Source organism: Buchnera aphidicola (Hyadaphis tataricae), from assembly GCF_005081445.1.
GTDB lineage: Bacteria > Pseudomonadota > Gammaproteobacteria > Enterobacterales > Enterobacteriaceae > Buchnera > Buchnera aphidicola_AE.
Window position 1 is genome coordinate 175,755 of sequence record NZ_CP034873.1, and the last position, 19,384, is coordinate 195,138.

The 19,384-nt window shown below is 26.6% G+C and carries 15 protein-coding genes; 8 read left to right on the forward strand and 7 right to left on the reverse strand.

Annotated features, from left to right (window positions below; translation table 11 throughout):
* Positions 1-14 precede the first annotated feature (14 nt).
* The 3 genes from D9V69_RS00820 (at position 15) to D9V69_RS03160 (ending at position 3,604) form a co-directional block, all read left to right on the forward strand.
* Positions 15-1,475, forward strand: coding sequence for an NADH-quinone oxidoreductase subunit N (locus D9V69_RS00820; protein ID WP_158356452.1), 1,461 nt, complete (start codon positions 15-17; stop codon positions 1,473-1,475).
* 414 nt (positions 1,476-1,889) lie between these two features.
* Positions 1,890-3,131, forward strand: coding sequence for a bifunctional tetrahydrofolate synthase/dihydrofolate synthase (folC, locus tag D9V69_RS00825; protein WP_158356453.1), 1,242 nt, complete (start codon positions 1,890-1,892; stop codon positions 3,129-3,131).
* 221 nt (positions 3,132-3,352) lie between these two features.
* Positions 3,353-3,604 (forward strand): CvpA family protein, encoded by a 252-nt coding sequence (locus D9V69_RS03160; RefSeq protein ID WP_410051804.1) that lies wholly within the window; start codon positions 3,353-3,355, stop codon positions 3,602-3,604.
* A 73-nt stretch (positions 3,605-3,677) separates the two neighbouring features.
* Here D9V69_RS03160 and D9V69_RS00835 read toward each other — a convergent pair whose 3' ends face one another.
* Together D9V69_RS00835 and ispE are read right to left on the reverse strand one after the other, a co-directional pair.
* Positions 3,678-4,625: a ribose-phosphate pyrophosphokinase gene (locus D9V69_RS00835; RefSeq protein WP_158356455.1), complete on the reverse strand. Its 948-nt coding sequence runs from the start codon at positions 4,623-4,625 to the stop codon at positions 3,678-3,680.
* A 96-nt stretch (positions 4,626-4,721) separates the two neighbouring features.
* A complete protein-coding gene (gene ispE, locus D9V69_RS00840) occupies positions 4,722-5,591 on the reverse strand; it encodes a 4-(cytidine 5'-diphospho)-2-C-methyl-D-erythritol kinase (protein WP_158356456.1) in 870 nt (289 codons plus the stop codon).
* Positions 5,592-5,810: 219 nt separating this feature from the next.
* Between ispE and prfA the strand changes: the two genes are divergently transcribed.
* The 3 genes from prfA (at position 5,811) to sirB1 (ending at position 8,669) form a co-directional block, all read left to right on the forward strand.
* The gene (gene prfA, locus D9V69_RS00845; protein ID WP_158356457.1) at positions 5,811-6,896 is read left to right on the forward strand and encodes a peptide chain release factor 1; all 1,086 of its coding nucleotides are present in this window, start codon (positions 5,811-5,813) and stop codon (positions 6,894-6,896) included.
* The gene (gene prmC / locus D9V69_RS00850) at positions 6,893-7,723 is read left to right on the forward strand and encodes a peptide chain release factor N(5)-glutamine methyltransferase (RefSeq protein WP_158356458.1); all 831 of its coding nucleotides are present in this window, start codon (positions 6,893-6,895) and stop codon (positions 7,721-7,723) included. The genes prfA and prmC overlap by 4 nt, the downstream gene beginning before the upstream one ends.
* 136 nt (positions 7,724-7,859) lie before the next feature.
* Positions 7,860-8,669 carry an invasion regulator SirB1 gene (sirB1, locus tag D9V69_RS00855; RefSeq protein WP_158356459.1) on the forward strand — a complete coding sequence of 270 codons (810 nt, stop codon included), beginning with the start codon at positions 7,860-7,862 and terminating at the stop codon, positions 8,667-8,669.
* 13 nt (positions 8,670-8,682) lie between these two features.
* On the opposite strand, the gene nadE is transcribed toward sirB1, so the two are convergent.
* The gene (gene nadE / locus D9V69_RS00860; RefSeq protein ID WP_158356460.1) at positions 8,683-9,486 is read right to left on the reverse strand and encodes an ammonia-dependent NAD(+) synthetase; all 804 of its coding nucleotides are present in this window, start codon (positions 9,484-9,486) and stop codon (positions 8,683-8,685) included.
* An 83-nt stretch (positions 9,487-9,569) separates the two neighbouring features.
* Between nadE and D9V69_RS00865 the strand changes: the two genes are divergently transcribed.
* Positions 9,570-10,787, forward strand: a complete 1,218-nt coding sequence (locus D9V69_RS00865; RefSeq protein ID WP_158356461.1) for an acetate kinase — start codon at positions 9,570-9,572, stop codon at positions 10,785-10,787.
* Between the two features lie 37 nt (positions 10,788-10,824).
* A complete protein-coding gene (gene pta, locus D9V69_RS00870; protein WP_158356462.1) occupies positions 10,825-12,954 on the forward strand; it encodes a phosphate acetyltransferase in 2,130 nt (709 codons plus the stop codon).
* Between the two features lie 13 nt (positions 12,955-12,967).
* On the opposite strand, the gene yfaE is transcribed toward pta, so the two are convergent.
* From yfaE to gyrA, 4 genes are all read right to left on the reverse strand, one after another.
* The gene (gene yfaE / locus D9V69_RS00875; RefSeq protein ID WP_410051805.1) at positions 12,968-13,261 is read right to left on the reverse strand and encodes a class I ribonucleotide reductase maintenance protein YfaE; all 294 of its coding nucleotides are present in this window, start codon (positions 13,259-13,261) and stop codon (positions 12,968-12,970) included.
* On the reverse strand, positions 13,236-14,366 hold the full coding sequence (gene nrdB / locus D9V69_RS00880) for a class Ia ribonucleoside-diphosphate reductase subunit beta (protein WP_158356463.1): 1,131 nt from the start codon (positions 14,364-14,366) through the stop codon (positions 13,236-13,238). The genes yfaE and nrdB overlap by 26 nt, the downstream gene beginning before the upstream one ends.
* A gap of 62 nt (positions 14,367-14,428) precedes the next feature.
* Positions 14,429-16,711, reverse strand: coding sequence for a class 1a ribonucleoside-diphosphate reductase subunit alpha (nrdA, locus tag D9V69_RS00885; RefSeq protein WP_158356464.1), 2,283 nt, complete (start codon positions 16,709-16,711; stop codon positions 14,429-14,431).
* A gap of 83 nt (positions 16,712-16,794) precedes the next feature.
* Positions 16,795-19,275 carry a DNA topoisomerase (ATP-hydrolyzing) subunit A gene (gene gyrA, locus D9V69_RS00890; protein ID WP_158356465.1) on the reverse strand — a complete coding sequence of 827 codons (2,481 nt, stop codon included), beginning with the start codon at positions 19,273-19,275 and terminating at the stop codon, positions 16,795-16,797.
* Positions 19,276-19,384 lie beyond the last annotated feature (109 nt).

The window sequence follows — 19,384 nt, forward strand, 5'->3', positions numbered from 1 at the left end:
GGTTATAATTCGTAATGATAACAAATACACAACAATTAACAGTATTTTTACCCTTTTTAATTGTGATGTTTGGTTGTTTAATAGTAACATTATCTATTTCTTATAACCGAAATCATGCTGTTATTTCTATTTTTAGTATTTCTTTTTTAACATTTTCATTCTTTTCACTATCTTTAATGTTAACGATGACACCTATTAATATAAGTAACTTATTTTATATTGATAGTTGCTCTGTTTTATATATAGGAATGGTTATTTTTGCATCTATTGCAACATGTATTTTTTCATATCCATATTTAGAAAAATATAAAGATAATAAAGAAGAATTTTATTTATTAATCTTAATATCTACTTTAGGAGCTATGTTTTCAATAATTGCTAATCATATGTCTTCTTTGTTTATTTCTATGGAACTCATGTCTCTTCCTATATTCGGTTTGATTGCCTATTTTCGTCATAAAAAGCATGCTTTAGAAGCTGCTTTTAAATATATTGTTTTATCTGTTGTTGCATCTAGTTTTTTGTTATTTGGTATTGCATGGATTTATTCTATATCCGGTAGTTTAAGTTTTAATAACATTTCAAAAATAACAAATATTGCATCTTTAAATGAAAAATTAGTTTTGTTCTTTGGATTTTTCATGATTTTAATATCTTTATTATTTAAATTATCAATTGCTCCATTTCATTTATGGGTTCCTGATATTTATCACGGTACTTCATCATTAGCATTGTCTTTTTTTTCGACTGTGAGTAAGATTGTTGTTTTTGGTGTTTTATTGCATTTTTTATATCATCTAAATATTTTAAATAATAATAAATTATATATTATTATGATGTTGATTGCTTTCTTTTCTATGTTAATCGGAAATATTATGGCATTATTTCAAAATAATATTAAACGATTTTTTGGTTATTGTTCAATATCTCAGATGAGTTATTTGTTGACAGTATTATTTGTATCAAAAGAAAATTACGCGTTGTCTTTAGAAGCGAGCTCTATTTATTTGTTGAGTTATTTGTTTAGTAATATAGCGTTTTTTGGTATAATGAGTCTAATTTCTAGTTCAAAAAAAATTAAAGATGTTAATTTGATATCTTCTTATCATGGATTATTTTTTTCAAATCCAATCTTATCTATCATATTAACTCTTATTTTTTTATCATTATCCGGTTTTCCAATGACTTTAGGGTTTATTGGAAAATTTTATATTTTATCAATTATTATAAAAGAACATTTTTGGACATTAGGTATAGCTTTTTTAATTAGTTCTGTAATTGGTTTTTTTTGTTATTTAAGAATTATTATGCATTTATATTTAGATACTTCAAAAATATTACTGAAAAATGATGTTAATATGCTTGATCATTGGGTCATTACACCTTCTGGAATAATGATATTATCTTCAGGAATCATGCTTTTAATATTTGGTATATACCCAACTCCATTAATATATTTTATTGAATATTTTTGATTTTTTTAAGATTTCAATCTTAACAGGAATATTTCTAACACAGAACAGAATTCATTGATCATGTAGCAATAGATGAATAAAGTGCATCATATTTAACGTTTAGAAAAAAGTTTAATAGTGAACTTTTTATTCAAAAAATAGAATTTTTTTCAATGATTCAATACGTTTTTCTTGAATAATTATTTGATTTGTAAAGATTTTAATATTTTTTAAGAGATTTTTAGTTAATCAATACAAAAAATTTTTTTCGAGTATTTTGTATCATATACAGTATTTATAATCATCATGTATTAAAATCATGCATATTAGTAAAAATTTTTATATTATATCAACATTTTTTAAAAGATATTAATATCTATCTGCTTTATGCAACATTTTTTTATTCTTAATATTTAACAATAATAAACATAATATATGATTAATAAAACATCTTTATTATCTATTTGGCTAAAAAAATTAGAAAAATCGAATAAAAAAGTAATCAATTTGATTGAGTTAAAATCTATAGCAAAAAAACTAGATATATTACATTTAGATGCTTTTGTTTTTGTTGTGTCTGGTACTAACGGAAAGGGCACAACTTGTACTATGTTAGAAACATTATTCTTAAATGCAGGATATCGAGTAGGATTATATACTTCTCCTCATATTGTGAGTTATTTAGAACGAGTGAGAATTAATGGTTGTTGTCTCACGGAAGAAGAACATGTGTCTTCTTTTAAACTCGTCGAATATGAAAGAAAAAATAGTGTATTGAGTTATTTTGAGTTTAGTACATTATCTGCTTTAAGTTTGTTTAAAAAATATTTATTAGATGTTGTTATATTAGAAGTAGGCATTGGAGGTAGATTGGATGCAACTAACATTGTAGATTCTAATATTTCTATAATAACTAATATAGGCATAGATCATACTAATATGTTAGGATTTACAAGATCAAATATTGCACGAGAAAAAGCAGGTATTTTTAGACGTAATAAAATTTCTGTAATTGGAGAGGAAAATATTCCAAATTCTATGAATAAAGTAGCAAAAAAAATAGGAGTATTATTAAAAAAAATAAATTTGGATTGGTTTTGGAAAAAACACTCTGATCATTGGCATTTTATTCATTCAAATATCACATTATACGATTTACCATTAACTCAGATACCATTGTCTAATGCAGCTCTTGCTTTATCTGCTATATATTATTCAGGATTGAAAATTAATGAGTCTATTATAAGAAACACTATTGCTCATGTTAAATTGCCTGGTAGATTTCAAGTTATTTCTTCTGCTCCTTATATTGTTCTTGATGTCGCGCACAATGTACATGCTGCCTTGCATTTGTCTAAAAAAATAGATGAATTGTTTTCTAAAAAAAAGATATATGCAGTTGTAGGAATGTGTCGCGATAAAAATATCAGAGAAACAATCAATTGTTTAAAAGACCAAGTCCATTATTGGTATACTGCTCCCTTAAAGCATTCACGAACAGCTAATATAAATCAATTGAACAACTGTTTTCCGAAAAATAATACATTTTTTTTTAACAGTATTCATGATGCTTATAGTGCATCATATAAAATTGCAAAAAAAGAAGATGTTATTTTAGTTTTTGGTTCTTTTTTTGCTATTTCAGAAGTGATTCTATCAAACAATATTGCGATTTAATAGTATTTTGGAAAATAATATATGTTAACAATAGATTATATTATGGTTTCTGTTATTTTTTTTTCTTTTATTTTTGGTTTATTTAGAGGTTTTTGTAAAGAAATCCTTTCTTTTTTTTTTGGTTTTTTAATTTTTATTTTTTTGATAATTATTATTATTTTTTTTCGTTCTATGAAGCGTCTTTGCAATATCTTTTTTTTAAAAAACAATTTTTTATTCTCATGATAGCGTTTTTTTTTCTTGTAAAAAATGTGTTAAATGTATTTTTAAAAAGCATAATGAGAAAAATGCATCTTTCTCATGTTAATACAATCCTAGGCGGTGTATGTGGTATTATCAAGGGCATCTTTTTTGTTATGTTATTGCTTTGGATTTTACAATACTTTAATAAAGTCGGTTATGATAATTATGTTAAGCATTCTATACTAATAACTGTATTTTTAAAAATGTTTAATCAATATGATCAGATGTGATCTGCCATTTTTTAAAAACTAAGCACATTGATTTTAAAAAATATTAAACTAATGTGTGCTTAGTATCAAATATTTAATGTTCAAACATCGCAGATATAGATTCTTCATTGCTAATACGTCTTATAGCTTCCGCTAACATTCCAGATAAAGTGAGTGTTCGAACGTTAGATAAAGATTCAATGTTTTGAGATAATGGAATAGTATCACATACTACTACTTCATCAATAACAGAATTTTTTAAATTTTTTGCGGCGTTTCCAGAAAAAATAGGATGAGTTGCATATGCAAATACTCTCTTAGCTCCTCTTTCCTTCAGAGCTTCTGCTGCCTTACAAAGAGTACCACCTGTATCTATTATATCATCTACTAAAATACAATCACGATTTGCAACATCACCAATAACATGCATAATTTGAGAAACATTAGCTCTTGGTCTTCTTTTATCTATAATGGCCATATCAGTATCATATAGCAATTTAGCTATTGCTCGAGCTCTTACAACTCCACCAATATCAGGAGAAACAACAATAGGATTTTTTAATTCTCTTTGAAGCATATCTTCTAAAAGAATCAAACTACCAAAAACATTATCAACTGGAACATCAAAAAATCCTTGAATTTGTTCTGCATGCAGATCTACTGTTAAAACTCGGTCTACTCCAACACTAGAAAGAAAATCAGCAACTACTTTGGCTGTTATAGGCACTCTAGATGATCTCACTCTACGATCTTGACGTGCATATCCAAAATACGGTACTACTGATGTTATTCTTCCAGCAGAGGCTCTTCTTAATGCGTCAATCATTACAACCAACTCCATTATATTATCATTAGTAGGATGACATGTAGATTGAATAATAAATACATCACTACCCCTTACATTTTCATTGATCTGCACGCTAACTTCACCATCACTAAATCGACCTACAGAAGCATTACTTAAATTAATATATAATCGATTCGCAATAAATTTCGCTAGTTTAGGAATAGAATTTCCTGCGAAAAGTTTAATTTCAGGCATAAAAACCTTATCTTTTATGTAATTGTATTTGTTATAATATGATATTATTAAATATTTCTCTATGCCAATTTTTTTTAAAAATATTCTGTTATTTATTCAGCAAGATATGTTTTTATATAGTAGATCGTGCAACGGTGAAGTATTAATGCTTTTTACAATGAATATTTTCATGTTTTTAGGTAATAAAAATAATATTTTTTCTGCAGATTTTTTATTTTTAAATTCGGAAAAAATGCATGATCCTGTTCCGGTTATTCGAGAAGGAGCATATAAAGATAACATGGTTATTAATTTTTTTATCTTGATGAATTGTTTTGTTACTACATGCTCACAATCATTTCTAAAAGTTGACTTTAGTAATGTTTTAATAGATTTTTTTGGAGTATTACTTCTTAAAAAAGGACTAGAAAATATCTTTTTCGTTGATATGTTAATATTTGGATATATAACTAAATACCACTTTTCTTTTGTTAAAATTGGATACAAAACGTTGCCTATTTCTTCTCCGACAGAAGTTTGACCAATAATAAAAATCGGAACATCAGCGCCTATTTCAAGACCAAATAAAGCTAGTTCTTTTAATGTAAATTGTATACCCCATAATTTATTCAATACAATTAAAGTAGTTGCAGCATTAGAAGATGCTCCCCCTAATCCACTTCCTATTGGAATATTTTTTGTCAAAAATATTTTTGCTCCAAAATTAATAGTATTAATGTTTTTATAGAACAATGCTTTTTCTTTTAATATTCTTGCAGCACTAAAAATGGTATTTTTTATATTAATAAGAGATTTTTTTTTAGTAAATAATTCTACTTTACCACTATTATTAGGAATAATCTTTAATGTATCATTATAATCAAGCAATTGAAATAAAGTTTGTATATAATGATAACCATCTGCACGTTTTCCATTAATATATAAGAAAAGATTAATTTTTGCAGGTGAAGGCCATGTATCAATCATGTTTTTAGTTAATCTGTGTATTGAGTTTTTTGAAAAATGTTTTTATAAAAATTGTCATTAAAATTATTAAAAAATGATATAATAAATATTAATTAAAAAATTTTCAGTGTTTCACTGAAATAGTATTCAATACAATAACATTTTTTATCAATCTAAATATAATTATTATATATTATTAATATGAATTATTTTATCAATGTTTGAATGCATGGAAAAAAAATGAATAATTCTATTTTAAATAAATTGAAATATTTACGAAGTCGTTATCAAGAAATTGAAATTTTGCTTACCCAAAAAAACATTATATCAAATCAAGAATATTCAAAACAATTGTCTCAAGAATACTTAAAAATTTCTGAAATTGTTAAAACTTTTATAGAATGGGAGCAATTAGAAAATGATATTAAAAATATTCATTCCTTATTTGATGATTTAGAAATACAAGACTTAGCAGAAGAAGAGTTATTGTTATTTAAGAAAAAAAAAGCAATAATAGAAAATAAAATAAACCAATTACTCATACCGAAAGACCCTAATGATGAACATAGTTGTTTTATTGAAATTAGAGCGGGAACTGGAGGAGATGAATCTTCAATTTTTGCAAGTGAATTATTTAGAATGTATCTTCGTTATGCTGAATCTTGTAGTTGGCGGGTAGAAGTAATGAGTATGAGTGAAAGTGAAAAAGGAGGATTTAAAGAGATTGTTGCTAAAATTACAGGTAAGGGTGCTTGTGGTCGTTTAAAATTTGAATCCGGCGGTCATCGAGTTCAAAGAGTGCCACAAACAGAATCACAAGGAAGAATCCATACATCTACTTGTACTGTAGCTATTATGCCAGTGATAGAAAAAACTAAAATGGAAGAAATTAATTCTTCTGATTTAAAAATTGATACGTTTCGTTCTTCTGGAGCTGGAGGACAGCATGTTAATACAACTGATTCAGCTATTCGTATTACTCATATTCCTACTGGACATGTCGTAGAATGTCAAGATGAACGATCACAACATAAAAATAAAGCAAAAGCATTATCTATTTTATCAGCGCGTATTCATGCAGAAAAAGTGAAACGAGCACATCAAAAAAATTCTGCTATAAGACGTGTTTTATTAGGGAGTGGTGAACGATCAGATCGCAATAGAACATATAATTTTCCAAAAAATAGAATTACAGATCATAGAATTAATTTAACCATATACAAATTAAACGAAGTTTTGCAAGGAAAGTTAGAATTACTTATTGAACCTATGATTAAAGAATATCAGGCTGACTTGCTTTCTTCACTATGCAAATCGCCATCATGAACATTAAAAATTGGTTAAACAATGCAATTAAAATCTTATCGAATGTAGATGAACCAAAGTATGAATGCGAACTTTTATTAAGTTATGTTCTAGGATGTGCTCGTAGTTTTATTTGTGTTTCTGAAAATATAAAAATTAGCAAACATCAATATAATTATTTAAATTTTTTAATACATCGTAGATCTTTAGGTGAACCAATAGCATATATTTTTAAAGAAAAAGAATTTTGGTCTTTATCTTTAACTGTATCATATGATACTCTTATTCCCAGACCTGACACAGAAATTTTGGTCGAGCAAGCTATTTCTAAAATCAATAGTACTCATAGTTCGATTCTTGATTTAGGAACTGGATGTGGAGCTATTTCTTTGGCTTTAGCAAGTACTTGTAGTACTTGGATGATAAATGGAATTGATAAGTCAGAAAAAGCTCTTAAAATAGCTCGTATTAATGCTTCAAAATTAAATGTTAAAAATGTTTCATTTTTTTTTAGTGATTGGTTTTCATCTGTAAATAAAAAATTTAATATTATTGTAAGTAATCCACCATATGTTAGCAAAAAAGAGTTTTTTTTTCTAAAAAAAGATATTTTTTTTGAACCGTTTACCTCTATTATATCTAAAAAAAATGGTATTTCAGATATTCAAAATATAATAAAAACAGCTCAAAAGTATTTATTCAGTAAGGGTTGGTTACTTATAGAACACGGATCAAAACAAAAAATACAAGTACAAAAATTATTTAAACGATACAACTATGTTAGTATTACATCTTATAAAGATTATGGAGGAAATGATCGTGTTACAATCGGACAAAAACATGATTGATCAATCTTTTTTTCATATTTTTAAAATAAAATACATTATTTATAGTAAAAAACAATGTAATATATTTTAATAAAATATATAATAATATTATCATTTATCAATTTTAATTTTTTAAAATATTAAGATTATTAACAATATGACATCTCTTTCTAATATAGATTTTTCTAAATTATCACTTTTTGAATCTGTTATTGCTGTTTCTCAAATCATTCGAGAAGATTTTCCTATAAACTTCGTTCAATCTGAATTAAAAAAAAGAATCATTGAAGCAGAATCTTATATTGCATCTACATATGAACCAAATCAAAAATTAAAAAAATTATTAGAACTTTTTTATCACTATTGGAATTTCAGAGGAGCTAGCGGAATATATAAACTTTCTGATACAATCTGGCTAGATAATGTTCTAAAAACACGTGAAGGTACAGCTGTTTCTTTAGGAATTTTATTTTTGCATATAGCACAAGTATTAAAGTTACCCTTATATCCTGTTATGTTTCCTACACAACTTATTTTGAAATCAGACTGGATTAATCAAAAAAAATATTTAATTAATCCATTTAACGGAGAAATATTAGATAAACACATATTAGAAGTGTGGTTAAAGGGTAATATTAGTCCTACAGCAGAATTATATGAAAATGATTTATATAAAGCTGAGTCTATTACAGTTATTCGCAAGATGTTAGATATATTAAAATCTGCATTAATGGAAGAAAAAAAAATGGAATTAGCTCTAAATGTTACTAATGCATTGTTAAAGATAGATCCAAATGATCCATATGAAATTCGCGATAGAGGTTTAATATATATTCAGTTGGAATGTAATCATATTGCCTTAACTGATTTAATTCATTTTGTAGAACATTGTCCTGAAGACCCTATTAGTGAAATTATTAAATTACAAATTCATGCTATTGAACAAAAAAAAGTTGTGCTGCATTAATGAAATTATAATATTAAATATTGGGTATATCTCTTTTATGTATTGTATTCAAGTACAATTTTTCAATAATTTTTTTTCTATCAATATGTATGTTTTTTCCTTCTAAATAATCATCAATTTCTTGATATGTCACGCCTAAAACAGATTCATCTGCTTTTTGTGGATGTTTATCCTCAAGATCTGCTGTTGGTTCTTTTAAATAAAGATGTTTGGGGCACATAAGATGTTCGAGTAATAATCTTCCTTGTCTTTTGTTTAGTGTTGCAATAGGATTTATATCGGTGCCATTATCACCATATTTTGTAAAAAAACCAGTAATAGCTTCTGATGCATGCCATGTACCAACTACTAAACCTTTTTTAACTGCAGCAATGCTATACTGTATTTTCATTCTTTCTCTAGATTTTTGATTGCCTCTAATATAGTCTGAAATAATAATACCAGATTTTTTTAAAGATCTTTGACTACTTAATACTGCGCTTTTAATGTTGATGTTAAATATTTGATCTGGTTTGATAAAGTTAATAGCATCTTGACAATCTTGTTCATCTTTTTGAACGCCATATGGCAATCGCAATGCAATACATTGATATTTTATATCTTTTTTTTGATATCGTATTTCTTCGATAGTTTGTTGACATAATTTTCCAGTTAATGTTGAATCTTGTCCGCCACTTACAGCAATAATTAAAGATTTTAAATGATAATACTGTAATAAATACTGTTTTAAAAATTCAACACGACGATGTATTTCTGTTTCTGCTATAATGATTGGTTTAACTTTTAGTAACTTGATAATTTTTTTTTGCAGGTTCATAATTTTTTATAAATAATTAATATTTTTGAAGTTATTATACAAAAATTTACATGTTTTTTAAAAAAAGCGACATTAAACGTTAAATGGATAACAATTTGAAAAATTTAATTCTAGTTTTCAACTGCGGCAGTTCTTCTGTAAAATTTAAAATATTAAATCCTGATAATGAAAAAACATATTTATCTGGATTAATTGAACGATTATTTTCGTCAGACACACATATTACATGGACATATTTAGAAAGAAAATATAAAACCCAAATAGGTTCTAACATTGATTATACATTCGCTTTAAATTTTATCATAGAAAAAATTTTATTAAAGAAAAAAAACATTTTGAAAAATTTAGTTGGAATAGGACATAGAGTAGTACATGGAGGAACTAAAATAAAAAAATCTGTTTTAATTGATGATAAAATAATAAAATATATTAAAGAAGCTAATTGCTTTGCACCACTACATAATCCAGCGAATTTAATTGGTATTACATCATGCATAGAAAGATATCCAATATTATCAAAAAAAAATGTAGCAGTATTTGATACTTCTTTTTATCAAAATATGCCGGAGCATGCATTTTTATATGCTATACCTTATATTTTTTATAAACAATATGGAATTCGACGTTATGGAGCTCACGGTATTAGTCATAATTATGTTGCAAAAAAAGTCTGCATTTTTTTAAAAAAAAGTTTTGACTCATTAAATGTTATAACGTGTCATTTAGGTAATGGTGCTTCGGTTTCTGCTATTTGCAATGGAGTCTGTATAGACACTTCTATGGGATTCACCCCATTAGAAGGTTTGGTTATGGGTACTAGAAGTGGAGATATCGATCCCTCTATTATCTTTTTTATGCATAAAAAACTCAATATAAAAATTGATGATATTGAAAATATCTTGGCTAGACAATCAGGGTTATTAGGTTTAAGTGAAGTGAGTAGTGATTTTCGTTATTTTGAAAGAAACTATGATATTGACGAAAGCGCTACAAGATCTGTAAATGTGTTTTGTCATAGATTAGCTAAATACATTTCTTCGTATACATCTGTGCTAAAAAATCGTTTGGATGCTTTAGTATTTACCGGTGGAATTGGAGAAAATGTGCCCTTGATTCGAAAATTAACTCTTTTCAAACTATCTTTATTAAATTTTAAAGTAAATGTATCATTAAACGATAGTTTGAAACTAGGAAAATCTGGATTGATTACTGAATGTGATTCGCGTCCGGCGTTTGTTATTCCAACAAATGAAGAATTATTTATAGCTCAGGAAACCATGAAGATCATTAAGAAAACATAGTTTTTTATTGTTGAAATAATATTAATTTAGGATAATTATGTCGCGTGTAATAATGTTAATTCCTTTAGATAATAATGTAGGCATCAGCACTATTAGTTTAAGTTTGATTTATTTTTTTAAAGAAAAAATATTTTATAGTGCTCCGAAAAAATCCATATTATATTTTTCTTGTGTAAACAATACTCATGACAGTATGTTTATTTTTCTCAAGAAACATTGTTCAAAATTTGTACATTTTTTAAAAAACATAGATTTTTCTCAAGAAATTTTAAATTCTTCTGAATATTTTTCTTTACTAAATAAAACAATTGAAAACATTTATAAAAATAAAGCTTTATATGAATTGATTTTAATTGAAGGTATACAACAATGTTTTCATGTTGATGCTACAGAAATAAACCATGATATTTCACAAAATGTAAGCGCAGAAGTAATTTTTTTAGATAATCTAAAAAAATATTCTTTTCAAAATGTTCAAGAAAAAGTAAAAAAAATCAAATGCCTCACAAAAAGAAAAAAATATAAAAATGTTTTAGGTATTATTTTTAATAAAATAAATTCTCCTTTGATTGAAAAAAAATATAGTTTTATAAAAAAGTTAAAGATTATCAATAATATTAACAAAAACATAATAACGTTAGTTGATCATGAAAAAATATTCAGAAATGTACCATTTCCAATTATTGCCAGCATTCCTTGGAATAAAAATATCCAAGAAATATATTCAATAGATATTTACAAGTATTTAAATGTTGAACTAATTCATTTAGAAAAAAAATATAAAAACATTGTTAAAGAGATAATGATATTTGATGAAAATGATATCAATTTATTTAATAAAAACTCTTCTAATATTTTTGTGATTGTTGCTTTTAGTCGTTTGAAAGATTTTATAAAAATGCTTCATATTGTAAATGCCAACAAAAAAAAAATTATTGCCATTATATTAACGAGTACTTCTTTATCTAAAGAAAAAGTGATTTTTTTATGTAAAACATTAATAGAACAAAACATTGAGTTTTCTATTACAAAAAAAAATACCATTGAAATTTTAACTCAATTGCAGAATTTTACTTTTCATGAAAAATTAAACAACATAGAGTATGTTAGTGCTTTAAAAGAGTATATTTGTAGTTTTTTTGATTTGTTTTATATTACTGCAAAAAAAAAGTTTACTTATGGTATTAAATACTCTCCAAAAGAGTTTTGTTATAATTTAAAATTATTGTCAAGAAAAAAAAATAAGCGTATTATACTACCTGAATCATATGAAATTAGAATATTGCAAGCAGTTTCTATATGTCAGGAGAATAATATTGCACAATGTGTTCTATTAGGAGATGCAAAGAAGATTTATTCTATAGCGAATCATCATAATATTTTTTTACAAGATAATATTGAAATTATCAATCCTGATTCAATTAGAGAAAAATACATCAAACGTTTTTTAGAATTAAGAAAACATAAGGTTATAGATCAACATTTTGCAAGAAAACAACTAGAAAATAACATTACTTTAGCTACTTTAATACTTGAATCAAATGCAGTAGACGGATTAGTTTCTGGATCTGTTAATACGACTGCTGATACAATACGTCCCGCATTACAATTAATTAAAACTGATAATCATTCTTCATTAGTATCATCGAGCTTATTTATGTTATTGCATGATGAAGTTTTAATTTATTCTGACTGCGCTATTAACATTAATCCTAATGCAGAAGAATTAGCAGAAATAGCGCTTCAAAGCTCACGTTTATTAGAAATATTTGGAATAGAACCACGAATAGCGATGTTATCTTATTCTACTGGTTTTTCTGGATCTGGAAGTACAGTAGATAAAATAAGAACAGCAACTAGAATTGTTAAAAATAAAAAACCTAATGTAATAATAGATGGACCCATTCAGTATGATGCTGCTGTCTCCAAAACAGTATGTAAACTAAAAGCTCCTGATTCACCTATTTTGGGTAGTGCAAATATATTTATATTTCCAGATTTAAATGCTGGAAATATAGCATATAAAGCAGTGCAAAGATCTGCAAATACTTTTGCTATAGGTCCAATTTTACAAGGCTTAAAAAAGCCAGTTAACGATTTATCTCGAGGAGCTTCAGTAGAAGATATAATATATACTATTGCGCTGACATCAATTCAAGCTATATAAAAATATGATTTGTTTATATTTTTATTGAAATGTTGCCATCAGGTATGCAGCAACATGACAGAATTTCTTGATTTCTCAATAAAGCAGCCATAGGCTGTTTTATTGAATACAGTATTTTTCCTTTAATAAGTTTCACTCGACACATGCCGCAATAACCAGATCTACATTGGTATTCTATTGGAATGTTATTCCATTCTAAAAAAAATAACAATGAGTTTTGTTTCTTTCTATATATAATTTTTTTTTTTAAATTGATTATAAAAACTATAGGATGAATAATTTTATAATTTAAATTTTTTGAATTCATCATGTGAGACTTCTGAATCGATTTGTCCTACTAAATAAGAACTGATTTCAGTTTCTTGAGGTGCTGTTTGCACATAATCTGAAGTTAACCAAGAATTAATCCAAGGAATAGGATTTGATGTTTTTTCAAAAGGCATTTTTAAACCTATAGAATACATGCGAATGTTTGTAATATATTCTATATATTGACAAATAATATCTTTATTTAATCCTAACATAGATCCATTTTGAAATAAATATTCAGCCCACTTTTTTTCTTGTTCTGCCGCTGAAATGAATATTTTTATAGCCTCTTCTTTACATTCTAAAACAATTTTAGACATTAATTCTGTATCATTCATATTACTTATAAGATTTAAAATATGTTGTGTACCAGTTAAATGTAATGCTTCATCTCTTGCAATTAATCTTATAATTTTTGCATTTCCTTCCATTAATTCTCTTTCTGCAAAAGCAAAGGAACAAGCAAAACTAACATAAAATCTAATAGCTTCTAACACGTTAACGCTAATTAAACATAAATATAATTTTTTTTTTAATGTATTTAAATTAATATTAATTTTATTTTCATTAATGATATGTTCCCCTTCTCCTAATAAGTGCCAATAACTAGTATAATTTATTAATTCATCATAATAAATAGAAATATTTTGCGCTCTATCATTAATATGTTTATTTGAAATGATATCATCAAATATTAATGATGGTGAATTAACAATATTTCTAATAATATGCGTATAAGAACGTGAATGAATAGTTTCTGAAAAAGACCAAGTTTCGATCCATGTTTCTAATTCAGGAATAGAAATAATCGGTAAAAACGCTACATTAGGACTTCTACCTTGAATAGAATCTAGCAATGTTTGATATTTTAAATTGCTTATAAAAATATGTTTTTCATTATCGGGTAAATTTTGATAATCAATTCTATCTCTTGAAAGATCTATTTCTTCTGGTCTCCAAAAAAAAGATAATTGTTTTTCAATCAACTTTTCAAATATATTGTATTTTTGTTGATCGTATCTAGCAATATTTACAGGTTGTCCAAAAAACATTGGTTCTTTTAGTTGATTATTTTTTTTTTTTGAAAAAATTGTATAAGACATATATTATACCTCATAATGTATTTATTATTTTAGTAAAATATTTATGAATGTGTAAATATGTCTTATATAACACATGAACCACTGTCACAAATATTTTCTGCTATATCAACTACAATGTTTTGATCATCTTTAGTGCCATCTCGAACGTTTTGATAATATAATGTTTTTAGACCCAATTTATATGATAATAGTAAATCATAAAGCAATTGCTTCATGGGTATTTTGTTATTTGAGAATCTCTTAGGATCATAATGAGTATTTGTTGAAATCGCTTGATCAATAAATTTTTGCATAATTCCAGCTAATTGCAAATATCCTACATTATTTGGTATATCCCAAAGTAGTTCATATTGAGATTTTAATTTTTTATAATTTGGCACCACTTGACGTAATATTCCATCTTTTGATACTTTGATACTAACGAATCCTCTTGGTGGTTCAATACCATTAGTTGCATTAGATATTTGTGAAGATGTTTCTGAAGGCATTAGAGCTGATAATGTGGAGTTTCTTAAACCGTATTTTTTAATTTTATGGCGTAATGCGTTCCAATCTAAATGCAACGGTTCTTGGCATATTTCATCAATGTATTTTTTGTATGTGTCTATAGGTAATTTTCCTAAATAATAGTTGGTTTCATGAAATGAAGAGCAAGCGCCTTTTTCTTTAGCTAGTTGGCAAGATGCCTGTATTAAATAATATTGCATTGCTTCAAAAGTTCTATGTGTTAAGTTATTTGCACTGCCATCTGAATAACGTACTTTGTTTTTAGCTAAAAAGTATGCGAAATTAATAACTCCTATTCCTAAAGATCGTCTTGAAATAGATGAGTGTTTTGCTGATACTATAGGATAATTTTGATATTCTAATATTTCATCTAATGCTCTTACAGCTAGTATAGACAATTCTTGAAAGTCATTCAAGTCATTAATCTTTCCTAGATTAAAAGCACATAGTGTGCAGAGTGCAATTTCTCCATTGGTATCATGCAGATTAAGCAATGGTTTAGTTGGAAGTGTAATCTCTAAACATAAATTAGATTGTTTTATTGGTGCTATTGTTGAATTAAATGGACTATGTGCGTTACAATGATCTACATGTTGTATATAAATACGTCCAGTAGAAGTTCTTTCTTGCATCATTAACGAAAATAAATCTAATGCTTTAATACTTTTTTTTCTGATGTTTTTGTCATGTTCATATTGTATATATATTTTTTTAAATGCTTTTTGATTAGAAAAAAATGTTTCATATAATTTTGGCACATCAGATGGACTAAACAATGTAATACTTTTTCCTGATAACAATCGTTCATACATTAATTGATTAATTTGCACTGCATAGTCTACATGACGTACTCTATTATCTTCAACTCCCCGATTGTTTTTTAACACTAATAAGTTTTCAATTTCTAAATGCCATATCGGATAAAAAATTGTTGCAGCTCCACCTCTTACGCCACCTTGAGAACAGGATTTTACTGCACTTTGAAAATATTTATAAAACGGAATGCATCCAGTATGAAATGCTTCTCCATTTCGAATGGGACTCCCAATAGCGCGAATTTTTCCAGCATTAATACCAATGCCTGCACGTTGCGAAACATATTTTACAATAGCACTGCTGGTTGCATTAATAGAATCAAGATTATCGTCACATTCAATTAAAACACAAGAACTAAATTGACGTGTCGGTGTTCTTACTCCTGACATAATTGGAGTTGGTAATGAGATTTTAAATGTTGAAATCGCATTATAAAATCTATAAATATAATTCATTCGAGTGTTTTTTGGATATTTAGCAAATAAACATGCAGATATTAAAATATATAAAAACTGTGCACTTTCATAGATTTTTCCAGTAATTCGATTTTGTATGAGATATTTTCCTTCAAGTTGTTTAACTGCTGCATATGAAAAATTCATATCTCTCCAATGATCAATAAAAGTATTCATTTGTGAAAATTCTTCATAAGAATAATTTTTTAATAAATTATGATCATATTTTCCTAAAAACACGATTTTTTTTACATGTTCATATAAACTTGGAGGTTCAAATTTACCATAAGCTTTTTTTCTTAGATGAAAAATAGCTAATCTTGCAGCCATATATTGATAGTCTGGTGTTTCTTTTGAAATTAAATCAGCAGCAGCTTTAATAATTGTTTCATGAATATTAATAGTAGTAATATTATTATAGAATTGAATTCTAGAACGTAACTCCACTTGAGAAACAGATACGTCACTTAATCCTTCAGCAGCCCAATTCAATACTTTATGTATTTTCTCTAAATTGATTGGTTCTTTTTTCCCATTACGTTTAATAACAAAAATGCTATTGTCCATATTAATTTTTGACTTATTTTTAAAAGATTGAAAAGGTATAGTGTTAAAAATATTGATTTTTTATTGTTGTAATTAAAAAATTTTTATATAGATTCTACAATTTTTTGTAAAGCTACAACTTTTTCATTTTTCGCTGTTCTAATTAGTATCACGCCTTGTGTATTTCTGCCTAATACACCGACTTCAGATACTCTTATTCTAACTAGTGTTCCCGCATTAGTAATCATCATAATTTGATCTTTGTCTAATACTTGAAGTGCGCCAATTATTTTACCATTTTTTGTAGTAATTTTGATTGATATTACACCTTGAGTGGCTCTTGATTTAATAGGAAAATCATTTATTTTTGTGCGCTTTCCGTAACCGTTTTTTGTTGCAATTAAAATACTTCCTTTGTTATTTGGTACAATGAGAGAGACTACTTTATCATTTTTTTTGATTTTTATACCTTTAACGCCAGATGCTGTTCTGCCCATAGTTCTAACACTATTCTCTAAAAACTGAACTACTTTTCCGTTTTGTGTAAATAACATAATATGATTGTTTCCATTAGTTAAAGAAACTCCAATTAATTCATCGTTAGAATGTAAATTAATAGCAATTATCCCTGAACATCGAGGTTTTTTAAATTGACTTAAAGCGCTTTTTTTTACTATTCCGTTAGAAGTAGCCATAAAAATATTAAGATTATCTTTATATTCGTGTACCGGTAGTATTGCTGTAATTCTTTCTTTATTAGTTAAAGGTAATAAGTTGACTATAGGTTTGCCTTTAGCATGTCTACTTGATTCAGGTAATTGGTATACTTTCATCGAATATAAAAGACCACGACTAGAAAAACATAATATAGTATCGTGTGTATTGGCAATGACTAAACTTTCTATAAAATCTTCTTCTTTGATTTTTACTGCTGATTTGCCTTTACCACCACGTCTTTGAGCATTATAATCAGAAATAGGTTGATATTTTACATATCCAGAATGAGATAAAGTAACTACAACATCTTCTTGAGTAATTAGATCTTCAATATTAATATCAGTGTAACCGTCAATAATTTTTGTTTTTCTTGGATCTTTAAATGTCTTTTTTAAGAACAATAATTCTTCTTTTATTACGCTTAGCATGCGATTTTTGTTCTGAAGAATGTTATTTAGTTCTTCTTTTTTTTCTATTAGCTCGTTTCTCTCGTCAATAATATTATTTTTTTCTAAAGTAGTTAATTTATTTAAACGCAGTTCTAAAATAGCTTGTACTTGTTTTTCAGTAAAAAAAATTTTTTCATTATTACAAGAGATAGAGTTGTTTTTTATTATCGAGCTCCATTCTTGTTGCATCATTAAATTTTTTGCATCTGTTGAGTTTTTTGAAAATTTTATCAAATTAATAATTAAATCAATATTTATTAAAGCAAGGTTTAATCCTTCTAAAATATGAATGCGATCACAGGCTTTTTTTAGTTCAAATAAGCTACGTCGTTTAATAATTTCTTTTCTGTGAGATACAAAATTTTTTAAGATTTCTTTTAAAGATAAAGTTTTTGGTTTTCCATGACACAATGCTACCATATTTATGCCAAAAGAAATTTGCAATGGGGTCAAGGAGTATAATTGATTTAAAATAATTTCTGACATAATTTCTTTTTTTATTTCAATTACAATTCTCATACCGTCTTTATCTGATTCGTCACGTAAAGCTGTAATACCATCAATCTTTTTTTCTCTCACTAAATCAGCTATTTTTTCAATTAAACGTGATTTATTAACCTGATAGGGTAATTCAGTAAACACAATAGATTTTTTTTTGCTTTTTTTATTGTGTTCAATAAGATTGTTAGCTCTAATATAAATTTTCCCTTTTCCCGTACGATACGCTTCTTCAATTCCTCTTTTTCCATTAATTATACCAGCCGTTGGAAAATCTGGACCGGGTATATATTGTATTAATTCTTCTAAAGTAATGTCGTTGTTTTTTATATACGCCAAGCAACCATCAATAACTTCAGATAAATTATGAGGTGGAATATTTGTAGCCATGCCTACTGCAATGCCAGAAGAACCGTTTATTAAAAGATTAGGGATTTTTGAAGGAAGAATTTCTGGTATATATTCTGTGCCATCATAATTTGGTATAAATTGAACAGTATTTTTTTCTAAATCATTTAGCAGTTCATGAGCGATTTTCGACATTCGCACTTCTGTATATCTCATCGCAGCTGCGGAATCTCCATCTATAGATCCAAAATTTCCTTGACCATCAATAAGTGTATAGCGTAATGAAAATTTTTGAGCCATACGAACTATAGCATCATATACTGCTGAATCTCCATGTGGATGATATTTTCCGATAACATCACCTACTACTCGAGCTGATTTTTTATATGCTTTATTCCAATTATTATTTAATACGTGCATTGCAAACAAGATTCTTCGATGAACAGGTTTTAATCCATCTCTTACGTCAGGAAGGGCTCTTCCAACTATTACAGACATTGCATAGTCTAAATAAGAACGTTTTAACTCTTCTTCAATATTAATTTGCACAATATTTCGTTCAGGGTCTGTCATAAGACTATCATCTCTATTGATATTGCAATAATAAAATTAAGAAAAAATTATAACATAATTCATCTATTTGATGCATCCAAAGAAAACTATTATCATAAACAATATATCT